Consider the following 15014-nt stretch of genomic DNA (forward strand, 5'->3'; position numbering starts at 1 on the left):
TGGAGCGTAACCTCTCTGTCAGTCCTGGCCACCCCGCCCGCCCCGGCGAGCACGGCTCCCTCTCGTCCCCATGAGCGCGGTGTACAGCAGCAGGGACGCCGCGAGCCCGACGGCCCACCCGTAGTCGGCGAGCGGCCTGAGGAACGGGATGAGCCCGTCCGCCGGGAAGGGGCCCTTGCCGGGGGCCGAGTGCGAGCCGCCGATCGCCAGGACGCCGCCGACGACGAAGGCGAGGACCGCGACCGGGTTCCAACCGCCCCGGTACCAGTAGGGGCCGCCCGCCCGGTAGAGGCCCGCCAGGTCGAGGACGGTCCGGCGGACGATCCAGTAGTCGGCGATGAGGATGCCCGCGACCGTACCCAGGAGCCCGCCGACGAGTCCGAGCCAGGTGAAGATGTACAGCTCCGGCGTCTCGGTCAGCTTCCACGGCATGATCAGGACACCGACGACGCCCGTGATCAGCGCTCCCGTACGGAAGTTGACGAGCTTCGGAGCGAGGTTGGCGAGGTCGTACGCCGGTGAGACCACGTTCGCCGCGATGTTCACCGAGATCGTCGCGATGAGTACGGTGACCAGGGCGAAGAGCAGCCCGAAGACATTGTCCGTCTTCGCGGCGAGCGCGACCGGGTCCCAGACGGGCGCCCCGTACACCGCCTGCGAACCGGAGGTGACGAAGACGGAGAGCAGCGCGAACAGTGTCATCGTCGTCGGCAACCCCAGCGTCTGGCCCCAGATCTGCGCCCGCTGGCCGGCCCCGAACCGGGTGAAGTCCGGGATGTTGAGGCTCAGGGTCGACCAGAAGGCGATCATCCCCATCAGCGACGGGAAGAAGACCGGCCAGAACTCCGCACCCCAGCCCAGCTTCGAGGGCTGGTCGAGCAGCGGCCCGAACCCACCCGCCTTCACCGCGATCCAGACCAGCAGCACGAGCGCGCCGACGATGACGAAGGGCGCGGCCCAGTTCTCGAAGCGGCGCAGCGCCTCCATCCCCCGGTGGATGATGGCGAGTTCGAGGACCCAGAAGAGGACGAAACAGAGCCAGAGCGTCCACGGCTGGCCGCCGATCACGGCGGCCTCGGCCCAGCCGCCGAAGACCTTGTCGAGCAGGACGAAGATCCCCTGACCGCCGATCCAGGTCTGGATGCCGAACCAGGCGCACGCGACCCCGGCGCGGATCAGTGCGGGCAGATTGGCGCCGCGCAGCCCGAACGAGGCACGGGCGAGGACCGGGAAGGGAATGCCGTACTTGGGGCCCGCGTGCCCGGTCAGGAGCATCGGCAGGAGCACGATCACATTGGCGAGGGCGATCGTGAGGACCGCCTGCTTCCAGTCCATGCCGAGGGCGACGAGGCCGGAGGCGAGCAGCCAGGAGGGGATGTTGTGGGCCATGCCGACCCAGAGCGCGGCGAAGTTGTACGTCGTCCAGCGCCGCTGTCCGACGGGGACGGGCAGCAGGTCGTCGTTGACGAACCGGGGGTCTTCCGGGGCCGTGCCGGGCGGGAGTTCGACACGGCCCTCGGGTATGGCGGTGGAGGTCATGGCGGCGTGCCCCTTCTCTTCGTCGTGCGGAGCGCCGTCAGGCGTCGCACGCGTCAGGCGTTGATCGCCCGGATGACCCGCTCGCCGTAGGCGTCGATGGTCGCTTCCCTGGCGTCGTGCATGGCGTACACGGCGAACTGGTCCACGCCCAGCTCCCGTAGCCTCCGCAGCTTCTCGATGTGGGCCTCGGCCGGACCGAGCAGGCAGAAGCGGTCGACGATCCCGTCGGGGACGAAGTCGGTGGAGGGGTTGTCGGCCCGGCCGTGGTGGCTGTAGTCGTAGCCCTGCCGGTTCTTGATGTACGCGGTCAGCTCCTCCGGCACCAGCTCCGAGTGCTCCCCGTACTTCGCGACCAGGTCCGCGACATGGTTGCCGACCATGCCGCCGAACCAGCGGCACTGCTCGCGGGCGTGGGCCACGGCCTCCGGTGAATCGTCGGCGGTCACGTAGGCGGGCGCGGCCACGCAGACGGTGATCGCGTCGGGGTCGCGGCCCGCGTCGGCGGCGGCCTGCCGGACGGCCTTGACCATCCACTCGGTGAGGAAGGGGTCGGCGAGCTGGAGGATGAACCCGTCCGCCTTCTGTCCGGCGAGCGCCAGCGCCTTCGGCCCGTACGCCGCCATCCAGACCGGCAGCTTCCCGTCCTTGATCCATGGGATGCGGATCGGGTTGCCGTCGACGAGCGCCTCCCGCCCCTCGGCGAGGTCGCGGATGACGTCGATGGCTTCGCCGAGCCGGGCGAGGGTGTTGGGCCTGCGGCCGGCGACGCGCATGGCGGAGTCACCACGGCCGATGCCGCACACCGTCCGGTTGCCGAACATGTCGTTGAGGGTGGCGAAGGTGGAGGCGGTCACCTCCCAGGTGCGCGTGCCCGGGTTGGTGACCATGGGGCCGACGCGCAGCTTTGTGGTGTGCTCGAGGATCTGGCTGTAGATGACGAAGGGTTCCTGCCACAGCACGGCGGAGTCGAAGGTCCAGCCGTAGCGGAAGCCGTTGCGCTCCGCCCGGCGCATCAGGCCGACGACCGCGGAGGCGGGCGGGTCGGTCTGCAGGACGAGTCCGAAGTCCACGGCGATGTCTCCTCGTTCGGGTACCGACTAGTTCAGGTACTGACAGGTGGATCGGGGGGTGAAGACGCCGTGGCCCGCGCGTCCGGTGAACGTCCGCTGTTCGATGACGGGTTCGCCGCGCGAGAGCACCGTCTCGACCTGACCGGTCACGGTCTTTCCCTCGTACGCGGAGTAGTCGACGTTCATGTGGTGGGTCGCCGCGGACAGGGTCTGGCGGACGTGCGGGTCGTAGATGACGACATCGGCGTCGGCGCCGGGGGCGATCGTGCCCTTCTGCGGGTAGAGGCCGAACATCCGGGCCGGGGTCGCGCAGGCGATCTCGATCCAGCGACGGCGGCTGATGCGTCCCTCGACGACGGCCTGGTGGAGCAGGTCCATGCGGTTCTCGACGCCCGGCAGGCCGTTGGGGATCTTGGAGAAGTCGCCGCGTCCGAGCTCCTTCTGGCCCTTGAAACAGAACGGGCAGTGGTCCGTGGAGACCACCTGGAGATCGTTGGTCCGCAGGCCGCGCCAGAGCGCTTCCTGGTGCTCGCGGGGCCGCAGCGGGGTCGAACAGACGTATTTGGCGCCCTCGAAGCCGGGCTCGGCGAGGTTGTCGGTGGAGAGGAAGAGGTACTGCGGGCAGGTCTCGCCGAAGACGCTGAGCCCCATGTCCCGGGCCGCCGCCAGCTCCCGCACCGCCTCTTCCGCGGAGACGTGGACGACGTAGAGGGGCGCCCCGGCCACCCGGGCGAGCTGGATGGCCCGGTGGGTGGCCTCGGCCTCCAGCAGGACCTTGCGGACCTCGCCGTGGTAGCGGGGATCGGTCTCGCCGCGGGCCAGGGCCTGTTCGACCAGGACGTCGATCGCGATGCCGTTCTCGGCGTGCATCATGATCAGCCCGCCGTTGTGCGCCGAGCGCTGCATCGCGCGCAGGATCCGGCCGTCGTCGCTGTAGAAGACGCCGGGGTACGCCATGAAGAGCTTGAAGGAGGAGATGCCCTCCTCCACCAGCTTGTCCATCTCGCCGAGGGTGTGTTCGTTGACGTCGGAGAGGATCATGTGGAAGCCGTAGTCGACGGCGCACTTGCCGTCGGCCTTGGCGTACCAGGTGTCGAGTCCTTCGCGCAGGGAGCGGCCGACGCTCTGCACGGCGAAGTCGACGATCGTGGTGGTGCCGCCCCATGCGGCGGCCCGGGTTCCGGTCTCGAAGGTGTCGGAGGCGGAGGTGCCGCCGAAGGGCAGCTCCATGTGGGTGTGCGCGTCGACCCCGCCCGGGATGACGTAGCGGTCGGTGGCGTCGATGGTGCGGTCGGCGGTCCAGCGGGCGGCGGCGTCGGAGCCGTGGGCGGCGAGCGCGGCGATCCGGCCGTCCTCGATCAGGACGTCGGCGTGGAGCTCGTCGGCGGCGGTGACGACCAGCCCGCCGCGGATGAGGGTACGGGTGCTCACGGGCTGCTCCCCTGAGTCGGCGTGGATGGACTACAGGTCTCGGAGCGCCTGTTCGAGGATCGCGGCGCCCTCTTCGGCCTCGGCGACGGTGAGCGAGAGCGGCGGGGCGATGCGCAGGGTGGAGGTGTTGTGCCCGCCTCCCTTCCCGATGAGCAGTCCGTTCTCGCGGGCGGCCTCCAGGACGGCGGCGGCCGCCGCCGGATCGGCCTGGTCCGTGCCCGGTACGGTCAGTTCGACGCCGATCATCAGGCCGCGGCCGCGGACCTCCCGCACCGCCTCGACGCCGGCACCGACGGCGCGCAGCCGTTCGAGCAGCAGGCCGCCGACGCGGCGGGCGTTGCCCTGGAGGTCGTGCTCCAGGAGGTACCCGAGGTTGGCGAGGCCGGCCGCCATGGTGATCGGCGAACCACCGAAGGTGGAGATGGAGTTGGCGTCCAGGCAGTTCATGATCTCGGCGCGGGCGACGACGCCGCCGACGGACATGCCGTTGCCGATGCCCTTGGCGAAGGTGAGGATGTCGGGCGGTCCTGCCTGGTCGTGCGCCTGCCAGCCCCAGAAGTGGTCGCCGGTGCGGCCCCAGCCGGTCTGCACCTCGTCGGTGATCCACAGGATGCCGTGCCGGTCCAGGACGCGGCGGAAGGCGGCGTAGAGCCCGTCGGGCGGGGAGGTGAAGCCGCCGACGCCCTGGACGGGTTCGGCGATGAGCGCGGCGGCGTCCCGGCTGTGGCCGAGGAGGTCCTCGAGGTCGGCGACGCAGGCGTCGACGAACCGCTCGTCGCTGTACTGGGCGTAGGGGCCGCGGGTGCGGACGCCGCCGTGCACGTACAGGGTCTGCAACGGCGAGAGGCTGGTGGGCGACCAGGCGCGGTTGCCGGTGATGCCCACGGTGGAGAAGGAGCGGCCGTGATAGCTGTTGCGCATCGCCAGGATCTGGTTGGAACGGCGGTACGTGGTGGCCAGGAGCAGGGCCGTGTCGTTGGCCTCGGTGCCGGAGGTCGTGAAGAAGACGCGGGCGTCGGGGATGCCGGAGAGCGTGGCGATGCGCTCGGCGAGCTCGACCATGGGGCGGTTGAGGTAGAGCGTCGAGGAGTGGATGATCCGGCCGGCCTGCTCGGCGACGGCCTTGGTGACCTCGGGCACGGCGTGGGCGGTCATGGTGGTGAGGATGCCGCCGAAGAAGTCGAGGTACCGGCGGCCCTCGGCGTCCCAGACGTGGCGGCCCTCGCCGTGGGTGATCTCGATGGGGTCGTTGTAGTAGAGGGCGACCCAGTCGGGGATGACGGCCTTGTGCCGGTCGTGGAGGCTGGTCACGGCTGCACCAGCCCGTCGTACGCGTCGGGGCGGCGGTCGCGGTAGAACGCCCACTGCTGCCTGACCTGGTCGATGAGATCGAAGTCGAGGTCGCGGACGAGGAGTTCCTCGGTCTTGTCGGAGGCGACGTCGCCGACGAACTGGCCGCGCGGGTCGACGAAGTAGCTGGTGCCGTAGAAGTCGTTGTCGCCGTACTCCTCCACCCCGACGCGGTTGATGGCGGCGACGAAGTACTCGTTGGCGACGGCGGCGGCGGGCTGTTCCAGCTGCCAGAGGTGGGAGGAGAGGCCGCGATGGGTCGCGGACGGGTTGTAGACCAACTGGGCTCCGTTCAGACCGAGTTGGCGCCAGCCCTCCGGGAAGTGGCGGTCGTAGCAGATGTAGACGCCCACCTTGCCGACCGCGGTCCGGAAGACCGGCCAGCCGATGTTGCCAGGGCGGAAGTAGTACTTCTCCCAGAAGCCCTTGACCTGGGGGATGTGGTGCTTGCGGTACTTGCCGAGGTAGGAGCCGTCGGCGTCGATGACGGCGGCGGTGTTGTAGTAGAAGCCGGAGTCCTCGACCTCGAAGACGGGGACGACGATCACCATGCCGGTCTCGCGGGCGAGGTCCCGCATCCTGCGCACGGTGGGGCCGTCGGGGACGGGCTCGGCCCAGCGGTAGTGCTCGGGCTCCTGCACCTGGCAGAAGTAGGGGGCGTTGAACACCTCCTGGAACCCGATGACCCGGGCGCCCTGCCGAGCCGCCTCACGGGCGTGTTCCTCATGCTTGGCGATCATGGATTCGCTGTCGCCGGTCCAGGTCGCCTGGACGAGCGCGGCGCGTACGACGTCGGTCATGAGCTGCTCCTTCGGCACGGCGTCAGAGAGCCTCTACGCACGTAGACGCGGTGCGTAGGAGGAGAACGTAAGCCCCGTCACACCCCGGAGCAAGACCACCGCCGTGAACCGCCTGAGTCGATCATGTTTCATACCCGAGTGGTCCACGTCGGACACGCACCGACACGTCCGCGTCTGTTCCGGTTGTCGGTTCCGGCCTCGGCCGTACGGCCGTGCGGAGGAACGTCCGTAGGCCCGTCCGGAAGGTCAGGACCGGGCGAGTCCGGCCACGCGGAGGGCGTGCAGCAGGTCCCGTTCGCGGGCCGGGGACACCGTGCGAGCCGCCTCGATGAGCTGGGGGACGAGGCCGTGCGGGTCGGCGCTCGCGAGACGCGCGGCGTCCTCCGGGGTGCGGACGCGGACGAAGGCGGTGAGGAGGGCGTGCGCCTCGCGGTGGTGACCCTCGGCCCGAAGGGCGGCGCAGGCTCCGGCGAGCTCCTCCGCCGGGCGCGCGATCCCCTGGCGAAGGAGCTGGTCGCAGTCCTGCGCACGTCCCGCGTCGGCCAGCGCGCCGGCGACGGCGGCGAGCCGGCCGGGCGGCAGCGAGGCCGCCTCCCATAGCAGGGTGGCCCAGTCGGCGCCGAGTCCGACGCGGTGCAGCTCCGTCGCGAGCGCCGGCAGCCAGGCGGGAGGCCCGGCGAGGGCCTCGCAGAGCAGGGCGTGCGCTTCGCCGCTGCGACCTTGGGCGCGCAGCCGTCGCAGCGCGTGGACGGCGTTCCCGGCCGCGCGCGCCGCCTCCGGGGCGACCTCTCCGGTGACGGAGGAGGTGGCGGGCGCGGCAGGAGCCGGGGCCTCCGCTCCGCCGAACCGGGCGCCGCGCGGCGCCGCCCCGGCCACGGGGAGGGTGGGCACGGCCACGGGCGCGGCCTCCGGGCCCTCCTCGACCTCGTCCATCCACGCGTAACGGGCGCCGCGAGGTCTCCGCTTGGAGCCGGCACTCTTCCTGGACGGCTCGGGCGCGGCCGCCACGGAGTCCGTCCCCGGGCTCAGAGTCCGGCTCGCGCTCAGGCTCGGGCCCGGGCTCAGGCTCGGGCCCGGGCTCGGGCTCGGAGCGAGACCCGCACCGGGGCCCGGGCCCCGGCCCCGGCCCCGGCCCCGACCAAGATTTCGGCCCGTCTCTGCCGCCAGGCGGGCCAGCCGGGCCGTCAGCTCGGTGACGCGGGCCGTCGCGCGGCTGTGGTCGTCCCGCGTCCAGGCCAGCTCACCGCTCAGCCCGGCGGCGTCCGCGGAGGCGGGGGCCGCCCGCAGGCGGGCGGCCAGCTCCTGGGAGCGGCCAGCGGCGTACCGCCGCTCCCGCTCCACCAGCTCAAGGCGCTCGCGCAGCGCCTCCTCCCCGCCGGGCCGTCGGTCGTGGGCGGCCGCCGCAGCGGTGTGCAGCGCCCTGGCGTGTGCCGCCTGTGGTCCGCCACCCGACTCGCCGAGGTCCTGGAGGAGGGATTCGACGACGTCCCAGGGCAGGATCTCGGCGCCGTCGAGGCAGGCCCGCAGACCCTCGGGGTCCCGGCTCGCGAAGACTCCGTACCAGCCCTCCCCCGGCTCCAGACGGGACACCAGTTCTCTGAGGTAGCGCGCGAACGCGCCGACCTCCGCCGGGAGTTGATACACCGTCATACTGCCCGCACCACCCGCGCACTCGACTGGGACCTTCCGGTCCGCAGGTATTCGACCCCAGTCGTGTTACGGGACGGCTACAGATTGTTTTCGGGCAGGGCCCGGCTGCCGCGCGAGCGGGTCACGAGGACGACGGGGACGGGGAGGGCGAGGGCGCGAGGCTCACCGCGATACCCGTGTGCGGACGCTTGCCGAGCCGGGCGATCGTGGCGGGCCAGTCGACGAGCCAGAACTGCCAGGTGTACTTCCGGGCGAGCAGCTTGCGCACCCGGCGCAGCTCCTGCGCCTCCAGCAGCCGCGCGGTGCCCGCCATGCTCACCGCACCCTCGGCGACCTTCCCGCGCACGTCGCAGACCGCGACCACGGCCCGGGGGTCGTTCCGCAGCCGCTTGACCTTCCAGGAGTCGCTGCGGGTCCACGCGTACAGTTCTGCGCCCTCCACCGCGTACCAGACCGGCGTCGCCACGCCCGTCCCGTTCCTGCGGAAGGTGGTCAGACTGACGTAGCGGCCGCGCCGCAGCTCCTCGGGCATCATGCGGCCGAGAGTACGTGCCCCCGTGGACCGGCGGCTCGCGCCCTCGGCCCGAGCGGCGTCAGACGGGTACGAGCGCGCAGCGCGTGACGATCTCGTCCAGGGAGAGGCCGAGGACCCGCGCGAGCGCCGCGACGGTGAAGAAGGCGGGGGTCGGGGCCCGTCCGGTCTCGATCTTGCGGAGCGTCTCCGGGGAGAGCCCGGCCGAGACCGCGATCTCCACCATGGAGCGGTCGCCGCGGGCCTCGCGGAGGAGGAGGCCGAGCCGCTCGCCGCGCTCGCGCTCTTCGGGGGTCAGGGGTGTGCGCACCATGCCCCCATTCTAATACCGGTATAGTAATGGGAATGGTAGAGATCAAGACGGACAGGTCCCTGCGGGAGATGCGGGAAGCGGGACGGGTGGTCGCCGAGGCGCTGGCGGCCGTACGGGCGAAGGCGGCGCCGGGCGTCGCACTCAAGGAACTGGACCGGGCGGCCCGGGCGGTCCTCGCAGCGGCCGAGGCGGGCTCACCCTTCCTCGACTACCACCCCGAGTGGGCCCCGGTCCCCTTCCCGGCGGTCGTCTGCGCCTCGGTGAACGACGCGATCGTGCACGGCATCCCCGACGACCGGCGGCTGGCCGACGGGGATCTCGTCTCCATCGACTGCGGGGCGAGCCTCGGCGGCTGGGTGGGCGACGCGGCCGTCAGCTTCACCGTGGGCCGGGCCCGCCCGGAGGACACGCGTCTGATCGACACGGCGTACGAGGCCCTGGAGGCCGGCATCGGCGCGGCCGTCGTCGGCAACCGGATCGGCGACATCGCGCACGCGATCGGCCGGGTCTGCCGGGGCGCGGGGTACGGCATCGCGGACGGCTTCGGCGGCCACGGCGTGGGCCGCACCATGCACGAGGACCCGGGCGTTCCCAACGAGGGGCGCCCGGGCCGGGGCATGCCGCTGCGCCACGGGATGGTCATCGCGATCGAGCCGATGCTGATCGGTGGCGGCGGGGACGAGCACTACACGGCGCGGGACGGCTGGACGGTCCGCACCATGGACGGTTCCCGCGCCGCCCACACGGAACACACCGTGGCGATCACGGACGACGGCCCCAGGATCCTCACGGCGCTGTAGGCCGCCGGGCGCCGGTGGGGGCGGCACCGCCCGTCCCCGGCACCGCCCCCACGCGGGGGTCGGTGCCCACGCGCCTCAGTGCGCCGGTCGGACCACCATCGCCGAGCCGCCGCCCCGTCGTACCGTCTCCGCCGCGGCCACCCAGCGGCCGTCCGGAAGTCGTTGCACGCCGGTCGCCGCACCGATCTCCGCGTTCTGGCGGAAGCCGTGGCCGATGGCCTCCAGCTCACCCCTCAACGGGCTGTTCCACAGCTCCGGTTCCAGTTCCGTGGTCGTCTGGTTCCGCTGGCTGGCCCGGGGCGCCGCGATGGCCTCGACCAGCGGCAGTCCGCGGTCCACGACCCCGGTGAGGGTCTGCAGGACGGTGGTGATGATGGTGGCCCCGCCCGGGGAGCCCAGCGCGAGGACCGGCCGCCCGTGCCGGTCGAGGACGATCGTCGGGGACATCGAGGACCGGGGCCGCTTGCCCGGTCCCGGCAGGTTCGGGTCGTGGACGGCGGGGTTCGCCGGGGCGAAGGAGAAGTCGGTCAGCTCGTTGTTGAGCAGGAAGCCGCGGCCCGGCACGGTGATCCCGCTGCCCCCCGTCGACTCGATCGTCAGGGTGTAGGCCACGACGTTGCCCCACCGGTCGGCGACCGTCAGGTGGGTGGTGTTCTCGCCCTCGTACGTGGTCGGCGCCGCCGTCCCTCCGGCGGCGCAGGCCGCCGGCTTCCGCGGGTCCCCCGGCGCCAGCGGGCTGGTCAGTACGGTGTCGTCGCGCATCAGACAGGCCCGGGAGTCGGCGTACCGCTGCGAGAGCAGCTCGCGCGTGGGCACGTCCTCGAAGGCGGGGTCACCGACCCAGCGGCCCCGGTCGGCGAAGGCGATCCGGCTGGCCTCGATGAAGCGGTGCAGATAGGCGGCGCGGGAGGCGGAGGAGAGATCGGTCCGCTCCAGGATGTTGAGCGCCTCGCCGACGGTCGTACCGCCGGAGGACGAGGGCGCCATGCCGTAGACGTCGAGGCCCCGGTAGGAGATCTTCGTCGGCCGGCGCCACTCCGTCTCGTACGCGGCGAGATCACGCTCCGTCAGGTCGCCGGAGCGGACGACCCGGGTGGCGCCGGCGCGGACCGGCGGCGTGCGCACGGTGTTCACGATGTCCCGGGCGAGCGGCCCCTTGTAGAGCGCCCCGACGCCCTCACGCGCCAGCTTCTCGTACGTACGCGCCAGATCGGGGTTCTTGAAGGTGGAGCCGACCACGGGGAGTCGGCCCCCTGGCAGGAAGAGTTCGGAGGAGGCGGGGAAGTCCCGGAAGCGGGCCTCGTTGGCGGCCGTCTGGGCGCGGAAGGTGGCGTCGACGGTGAAGCCCTCGCGGGCCAGGCGGCCGGCCGGTTCGAGGAGGGTGCGCAGCGGCTTGGTCCCCCACGCGTCGAGCGCGGTCTTCCAGGTCGCCGGGGTGCCGGGCGTACCGACGCTGCGGCCGCTGGTCATGCCCTCCTCGAAGGGGATGGGCTTGCCGTTCTCCACGAACAGGTTCGCGTCGGCCGACCGGGGCGCGGTCTCGCGGCCGTCGATCGTGTGGACGGTGCGCTTCCGCGCGTCGTAGTGGACGAAGTAGCCGCCTCCGCCGATGCCGGCCGAGTACGGCTCGGTGACGCCGAGGGCCGCGGCCACGGCGACGGCCGCGTCGACGGCGTTCCCGCCCCGGCGGAGCACCTCGATGCCGGCGGCGGAGGCGTCGGCGTCGACACTGGCGACGGCCCCGCCGTAGCCGACGGCGACGGGCTCCTTCACCGGGGGCGACGCGGTGTCCGCTCCGGCCGTCGTCGGAGGAGCCGCGGCTCCGAGCGAGAGCCACGTCGCGGCGACGACGAGAACCGACCCATTCCGCAGCACGGAACGACGCATTCCTACCTCCAGTCAACGACCGTCCGGGCAGCGTAACTTCCCCCTGCCTTCCCCGTCAGGACCGCCTCGAACACGCCGCCTCGAACGGGGGCCCGATCCCCCGCTAGCATGCGCGCCCATGAATGAAGACCTGCGCAATGTCGTGCTCGGCGTCCTCGCGACCGGCGTCAGCGCGTCGCTGGGCTGGCTGACCCGCACCTACGTCTGGCGCCGTCGGCACCGGCGCAAGCAGGCGTTCTTCGGGCTTCACGACGGTGCCGAGTGCCTGCTGGTGGTGAACCGCAAGGCGGGCGGCGAGCGGGTGGTGCACAACGTCGACGTGTCCGCTCTGATCGAACTCTCCGTACTGATCAAGGACTGCGGGGCGCGGCCGGAGATAGTCCAGCACGACATGGCCCGGCAGGGTCTCGGGGACCGTACGGAGTTCTGTGTGGGCGGTCCGTACTCCAATCGGCGGATGGCCGCTCATCTGTCGTCCCTGCTGCCGGGGCTGGCGATGAACGTGGAGCCGGAGCCGGTCGAGGACCAGGGCATGTTCACGGTCGACGGCGAGGTGTACCGGGGGGTGTACGGGCTCACCGAGTACGCCGTCCTCGCCCGGCTCACCGGGGGCGAGGGCGGGCGGCCGGTCTTCCTCTTCTGCGGCCAGTCCGCGATCACCAATCAGGCCGCGACCCGCTATCTGGCGCGGCACCACGAGAAGCTGGCGCGCACCTACGGCTCCGGGCCGTTCGTGCTGCTCCTCAAGGTGGTCAACTCCGAGGCATACGGCCCCGATGTGGTGGAGCTGATCGCCGATGTCACGCGGGCGGCGCGGACGGCTCCCGCCACCGCGTCCGAACCGGCAGCGACTTGACGCCGTTGATGAAGTTGGAGACGAGCCGCCGGGGCGGGGCCGCGAGTTCGAGTCCGGTGAGCGACTCCCGTACCTCCTCGTGCAGTACGCGCAGTTGGAGCCGGGCGAAGTGCGCGCCGAGGCAGACGTGGGGGCCGTCCCCGAAGGAGACGTGCGGGTTCGGGGTCCGTCCGAGGTCGAGCCGGTGGGGTGCGCGGAAGACCCGCTCGTCGTGGTTGGCGGAGGCGTGCAGGACGACGACCTTGTCCCCCGCGGTGATCCGCTGCCCGGCGAGTTCGGTGTCGCGGGTGGCGGTGCGCCGGAAGGAGAGGACGGGCGGGTGGCTGCGCAGGAGCTCCTCGACGGCGCTGTCCATGCCCACCTCGCCGTTCCACAACCGATCTCGCTCTTCCGGGTGTCCGGCGAGGGCGAGCAGGCCGCCGGGGGCGGCGGAGCGCACGGTGTCGTTGCCCGCGACGGTCAGCAGGAAGAAGAACATCTCCAGCTCGGCGTCGTGGAGTTCAGAGGTGGCGAGTACGGTCATGACGTCGTCCGCGGGGTGCGCACGCTTGTACGCGGCGAGTTCCTGGGCGTACCGGAACATCTCGGCGAGCATGGCGGGCGAGCGCGGGTCGACCGGTCGACCCCGCTCGTCGAGGACGGCCGGTTCGTCGGGGTCCTGGTAGGCGATCACGCGCTCGGTCCACGCGAGCAGCAGGCCCCGGTCGGCGGCGGGGACACCGAGCAGGTCGGTCAGGTTGAGCAGGGCGTAGTCGTCGGTGACGGTCCGGACGAGGTCGACCTCGGGGCCGTGTTCGCGGGCGGCCCGCAGCAGGGTCCTCGCCCTGTCCCGCGCGGTCGCGGCGAACCGTTCGATCCGGCCCGGGGTGAACGCCCGGCTGACGAGCCGGCGCGGCCTTCCGTGCCCGGGTGGGTCCTGGTTGAGCATCATGCGCCGGATGAACGGCAGGTCGGCGGGGTGGGGGTCCCGGATCTGGGTGGCGCCGAGGTACGACGAGTAGGCGGTGGCGTCCTTGAGTACGCGCACGACGTCGGCGTGCCGGGTGACGGCCCAGAAGCCGGGACCGGGGGGCCAGCCGAGGACTTCGTACTCCTCCTGCCAGGCGACGGGACGGTGGTCGCGCAGGGCCTTGAAGGTGTCGTGCGGCAGTCCGCGGGCGTAGACGCGGGGATCGAAGACGTCGTAGCCGTCGCTCGTGTTCTCCACGGGCCCAGCTTGGCACGGGACGCGACGGCCTGACCCCCTCGATCCGCGCCGGCGTCCGTTGATCCGGCGCCGGCGGCCGCCCTGTCCCACCGAGGGCCGTCGGCCGGGGCCCCGCCCCCGCGGGTTAGGCTTCGAAGCGCCCCTCTTGGAGTCGAGGACGGAGCAGGACATGGAGAGCGTCAGCCGTACCGCGCTGGTCGAGGACCTGATGGGGCGCTTCCCGCACGTGCCCCGGGAAGCCGTGATTAAGGAGGATCTCCTGCGGGGCGGCATGGCCTTCGACGCGTCCGCGCTGAGCGGGGGCGCCGACGGGGCCTCGGGTGACGTCAAGCCGAAGTCGTACTTCATCTTCTCCTTCGACCACCGCACGCTGCCGGAGCTCGGGGCCGCGGCGCTCAACCGGCCTCCCGAGGAGATCGTGCTCACAGGCGGCCCGTACGGACTGCGCCGGACCGTCGTGTCCGTGCGGGTCAATCCGGACTCGCCGTACGTCGTGCGGGGTGGCGAGGACGGCACGCTGGGCCTGTACCTGGACGGCGCGCGGATCGCGGACGTCGGCCTGCCTCCGATGCCGGAGTACTACCGTCACACGCTGTCGAACGGCAAGTCGGTGATGGAGGTCGCGCCGACCATCCAGTGGGGCTACCTCGTCTACCTGACGGTCTTCCGGGTGTGCCAGTACTTCGGCGCCAAGGAGGAGTGCCAGTTCTGCGACATCAACCACAACTGGCGTCAGCACAAGGCGGCGGGCCGGCCGTACACCGGTGTGAAGCCCGTCGAGGAGGTGCTGGAGGCGCTGGAGATCATCGACCGGTACGACACCGCGGGCACCTCCCGGGCCTACACCCTCACCGGCGGCTCGATCACCTCGCAGGTCGCCGGCCGCGACGAGGCCGATTTCTACGGCCACTACGCGCAGGCCATCGAGGAGCGTTTCCCAGGCCGCTGGATCGGCAAGGTCGTCGCCCAGGCGCTGCCCCGCGACGCCGTGCAGCGGTTCCACGACTACGGCATCCGGATCTACCACCCCAACTTCGAGGTGTGGGACCGGCGGCTGTTCCAGCTGCACTGCCCGGGCAAGGAGCGGTACGTCGGCCGTGACGAGTGGCACCGCAGGATCCTGGACTCCGCCGAGATCTTCGGTCCTCGTCATGTGATCCCCAACTTTGTGGCGGGCATCGAGATGGCCGAGCCCTTCGGCTTCACCAAGGTGAGCGAGGCGATCGACTCGACCACCGAGGGGCTGCGGTTCTTCATGTCGCACGGCGTCGTCCCGCGCTTCACCACCTGGTGCCCGGAGCCCACGACGCCCCTCGGCAAGGCCAACCCGCTGGGCGCGCCGCTCGAATACCACATCCGTCTCCTGGAGGCGTACCGGGCGACGCTGGAGGAGTTCGGCCTGAACTCCCCACCCGGCTACGGCCCCGCCGGCCCGGGTCGTGCGGTGTTCTCGGTCAGCTCCTTCATGGACAGCCTCGAAGGACTCGAAGGACTGGAAAGCCACGAGGGCCGCGAAGGCATCGAGGAAGCGTCCGTATAACCCATCTCACATCCGACATCACCGGAATAGCGCAGGTTT

The 15014-nt window shown here is 71.6% G+C and carries 13 protein-coding genes; 3 read left to right on the forward strand and 10 right to left on the reverse strand.

What is annotated here, in order from left to right; all coding sequences use genetic code 11:
• Nucleotides 1-18 precede the first annotated feature (18 nt).
• The 8 genes from IE136_RS23115 to IE136_RS23150 form a co-directional block, all read right to left on the reverse strand.
• Nucleotides 19-1539 (reverse strand): NCS1 family nucleobase:cation symporter-1, encoded by a 1521-nt coding sequence (locus IE136_RS23115; protein WP_189601279.1) that lies wholly within the window; start codon nt 1537-1539, stop codon nt 19-21.
• 53 nt (nt 1540-1592) lie between these two features.
• Nucleotides 1593-2609 (reverse strand): TIGR03842 family LLM class F420-dependent oxidoreductase, encoded by a 1017-nt coding sequence (locus IE136_RS23120; RefSeq protein ID WP_158992001.1) that lies wholly within the window; start codon nt 2607-2609, stop codon nt 1593-1595.
• A gap of 27 nt (nt 2610-2636) precedes the next feature.
• On the reverse strand, nt 2637-4040 hold the full coding sequence (gene hydA, locus IE136_RS23125; protein ID WP_158991999.1) for a dihydropyrimidinase: 1404 nt from the start codon (nt 4038-4040) through the stop codon (nt 2637-2639).
• A gap of 30 nt (nt 4041-4070) precedes the next feature.
• Nucleotides 4071-5351 (reverse strand): aspartate aminotransferase family protein, encoded by a 1281-nt coding sequence (locus IE136_RS23130; RefSeq protein ID WP_158991997.1) that lies wholly within the window; start codon nt 5349-5351, stop codon nt 4071-4073.
• The gene (locus IE136_RS23135) at nt 5348-6190 is read right to left on the reverse strand and encodes a nitrilase-related carbon-nitrogen hydrolase (protein ID WP_158991995.1); all 843 of its coding nucleotides are present in this window, start codon (nt 6188-6190) and stop codon (nt 5348-5350) included. Before IE136_RS23135 ends, IE136_RS23130 begins: the two co-directional genes overlap by 4 nt.
• 246 nt (nt 6191-6436) lie before the next feature.
• Nucleotides 6437-7840 carry a UL36 very large tegument protein gene (locus IE136_RS23140; protein WP_158991993.1) on the reverse strand — a complete coding sequence of 468 codons (1404 nt, stop codon included), beginning with the start codon at nt 7838-7840 and terminating at the stop codon, nt 6437-6439.
• A gap of 121 nt (nt 7841-7961) precedes the next feature.
• A complete protein-coding gene (locus IE136_RS23145) occupies nt 7962-8375 on the reverse strand; it encodes a PPOX class F420-dependent oxidoreductase (RefSeq protein WP_158991991.1) in 414 nt (137 codons plus the stop codon).
• A 58-nt stretch (nt 8376-8433) separates the two neighbouring features.
• Nucleotides 8434-8685 (reverse strand): helix-turn-helix domain-containing protein, encoded by a 252-nt coding sequence (locus tag IE136_RS23150; RefSeq protein ID WP_158991989.1) that lies wholly within the window; start codon nt 8683-8685, stop codon nt 8434-8436.
• Nucleotides 8686-8717: 32 nt separating this feature from the next.
• On the opposite strand from IE136_RS23150, the gene map reads away from it, so the two are divergent.
• On the forward strand, nt 8718-9485 hold the full coding sequence (gene map, locus IE136_RS23155; protein ID WP_189601280.1) for a type I methionyl aminopeptidase: 768 nt from the start codon (nt 8718-8720) through the stop codon (nt 9483-9485).
• Nucleotides 9486-9560: 75 nt separating this feature from the next.
• Here map and ggt read toward each other — a convergent pair whose 3' ends face one another.
• The gene (ggt, locus tag IE136_RS23160) at nt 9561-11372 is read right to left on the reverse strand and encodes a gamma-glutamyltransferase (protein ID WP_189601281.1); all 1812 of its coding nucleotides are present in this window, start codon (nt 11370-11372) and stop codon (nt 9561-9563) included.
• A gap of 118 nt (nt 11373-11490) precedes the next feature.
• Between ggt and IE136_RS23165 the strand changes: the two genes are divergently transcribed.
• Nucleotides 11491-12228, forward strand: coding sequence for a hypothetical protein (locus tag IE136_RS23165; protein WP_189601282.1), 738 nt, complete (start codon nt 11491-11493; stop codon nt 12226-12228).
• On the opposite strand, the gene IE136_RS23170 is transcribed toward IE136_RS23165, so the two are convergent.
• Nucleotides 12173-13435: a cytochrome P450 gene (locus IE136_RS23170; protein WP_158991981.1), complete on the reverse strand. Its 1263-nt coding sequence runs from the start codon at nt 13433-13435 to the stop codon at nt 12173-12175. The two genes, IE136_RS23165 and IE136_RS23170, sit on opposite strands and share 56 nt — an antisense overlap.
• A gap of 169 nt (nt 13436-13604) precedes the next feature.
• Between IE136_RS23170 and IE136_RS23175 the strand changes: the two genes are divergently transcribed.
• Nucleotides 13605-14975: a radical SAM protein gene (locus IE136_RS23175; RefSeq protein ID WP_158991979.1), complete on the forward strand. Its 1371-nt coding sequence runs from the start codon at nt 13605-13607 to the stop codon at nt 14973-14975.
• Nucleotides 14976-15014: the final 39 nt, after the last annotated feature.

The organism is Streptomyces lateritius (genome assembly GCF_014649715.1).
GTDB classification, from domain to species: domain Bacteria; phylum Actinomycetota; class Actinomycetes; order Streptomycetales; family Streptomycetaceae; genus Streptomyces; species Streptomyces lateritius.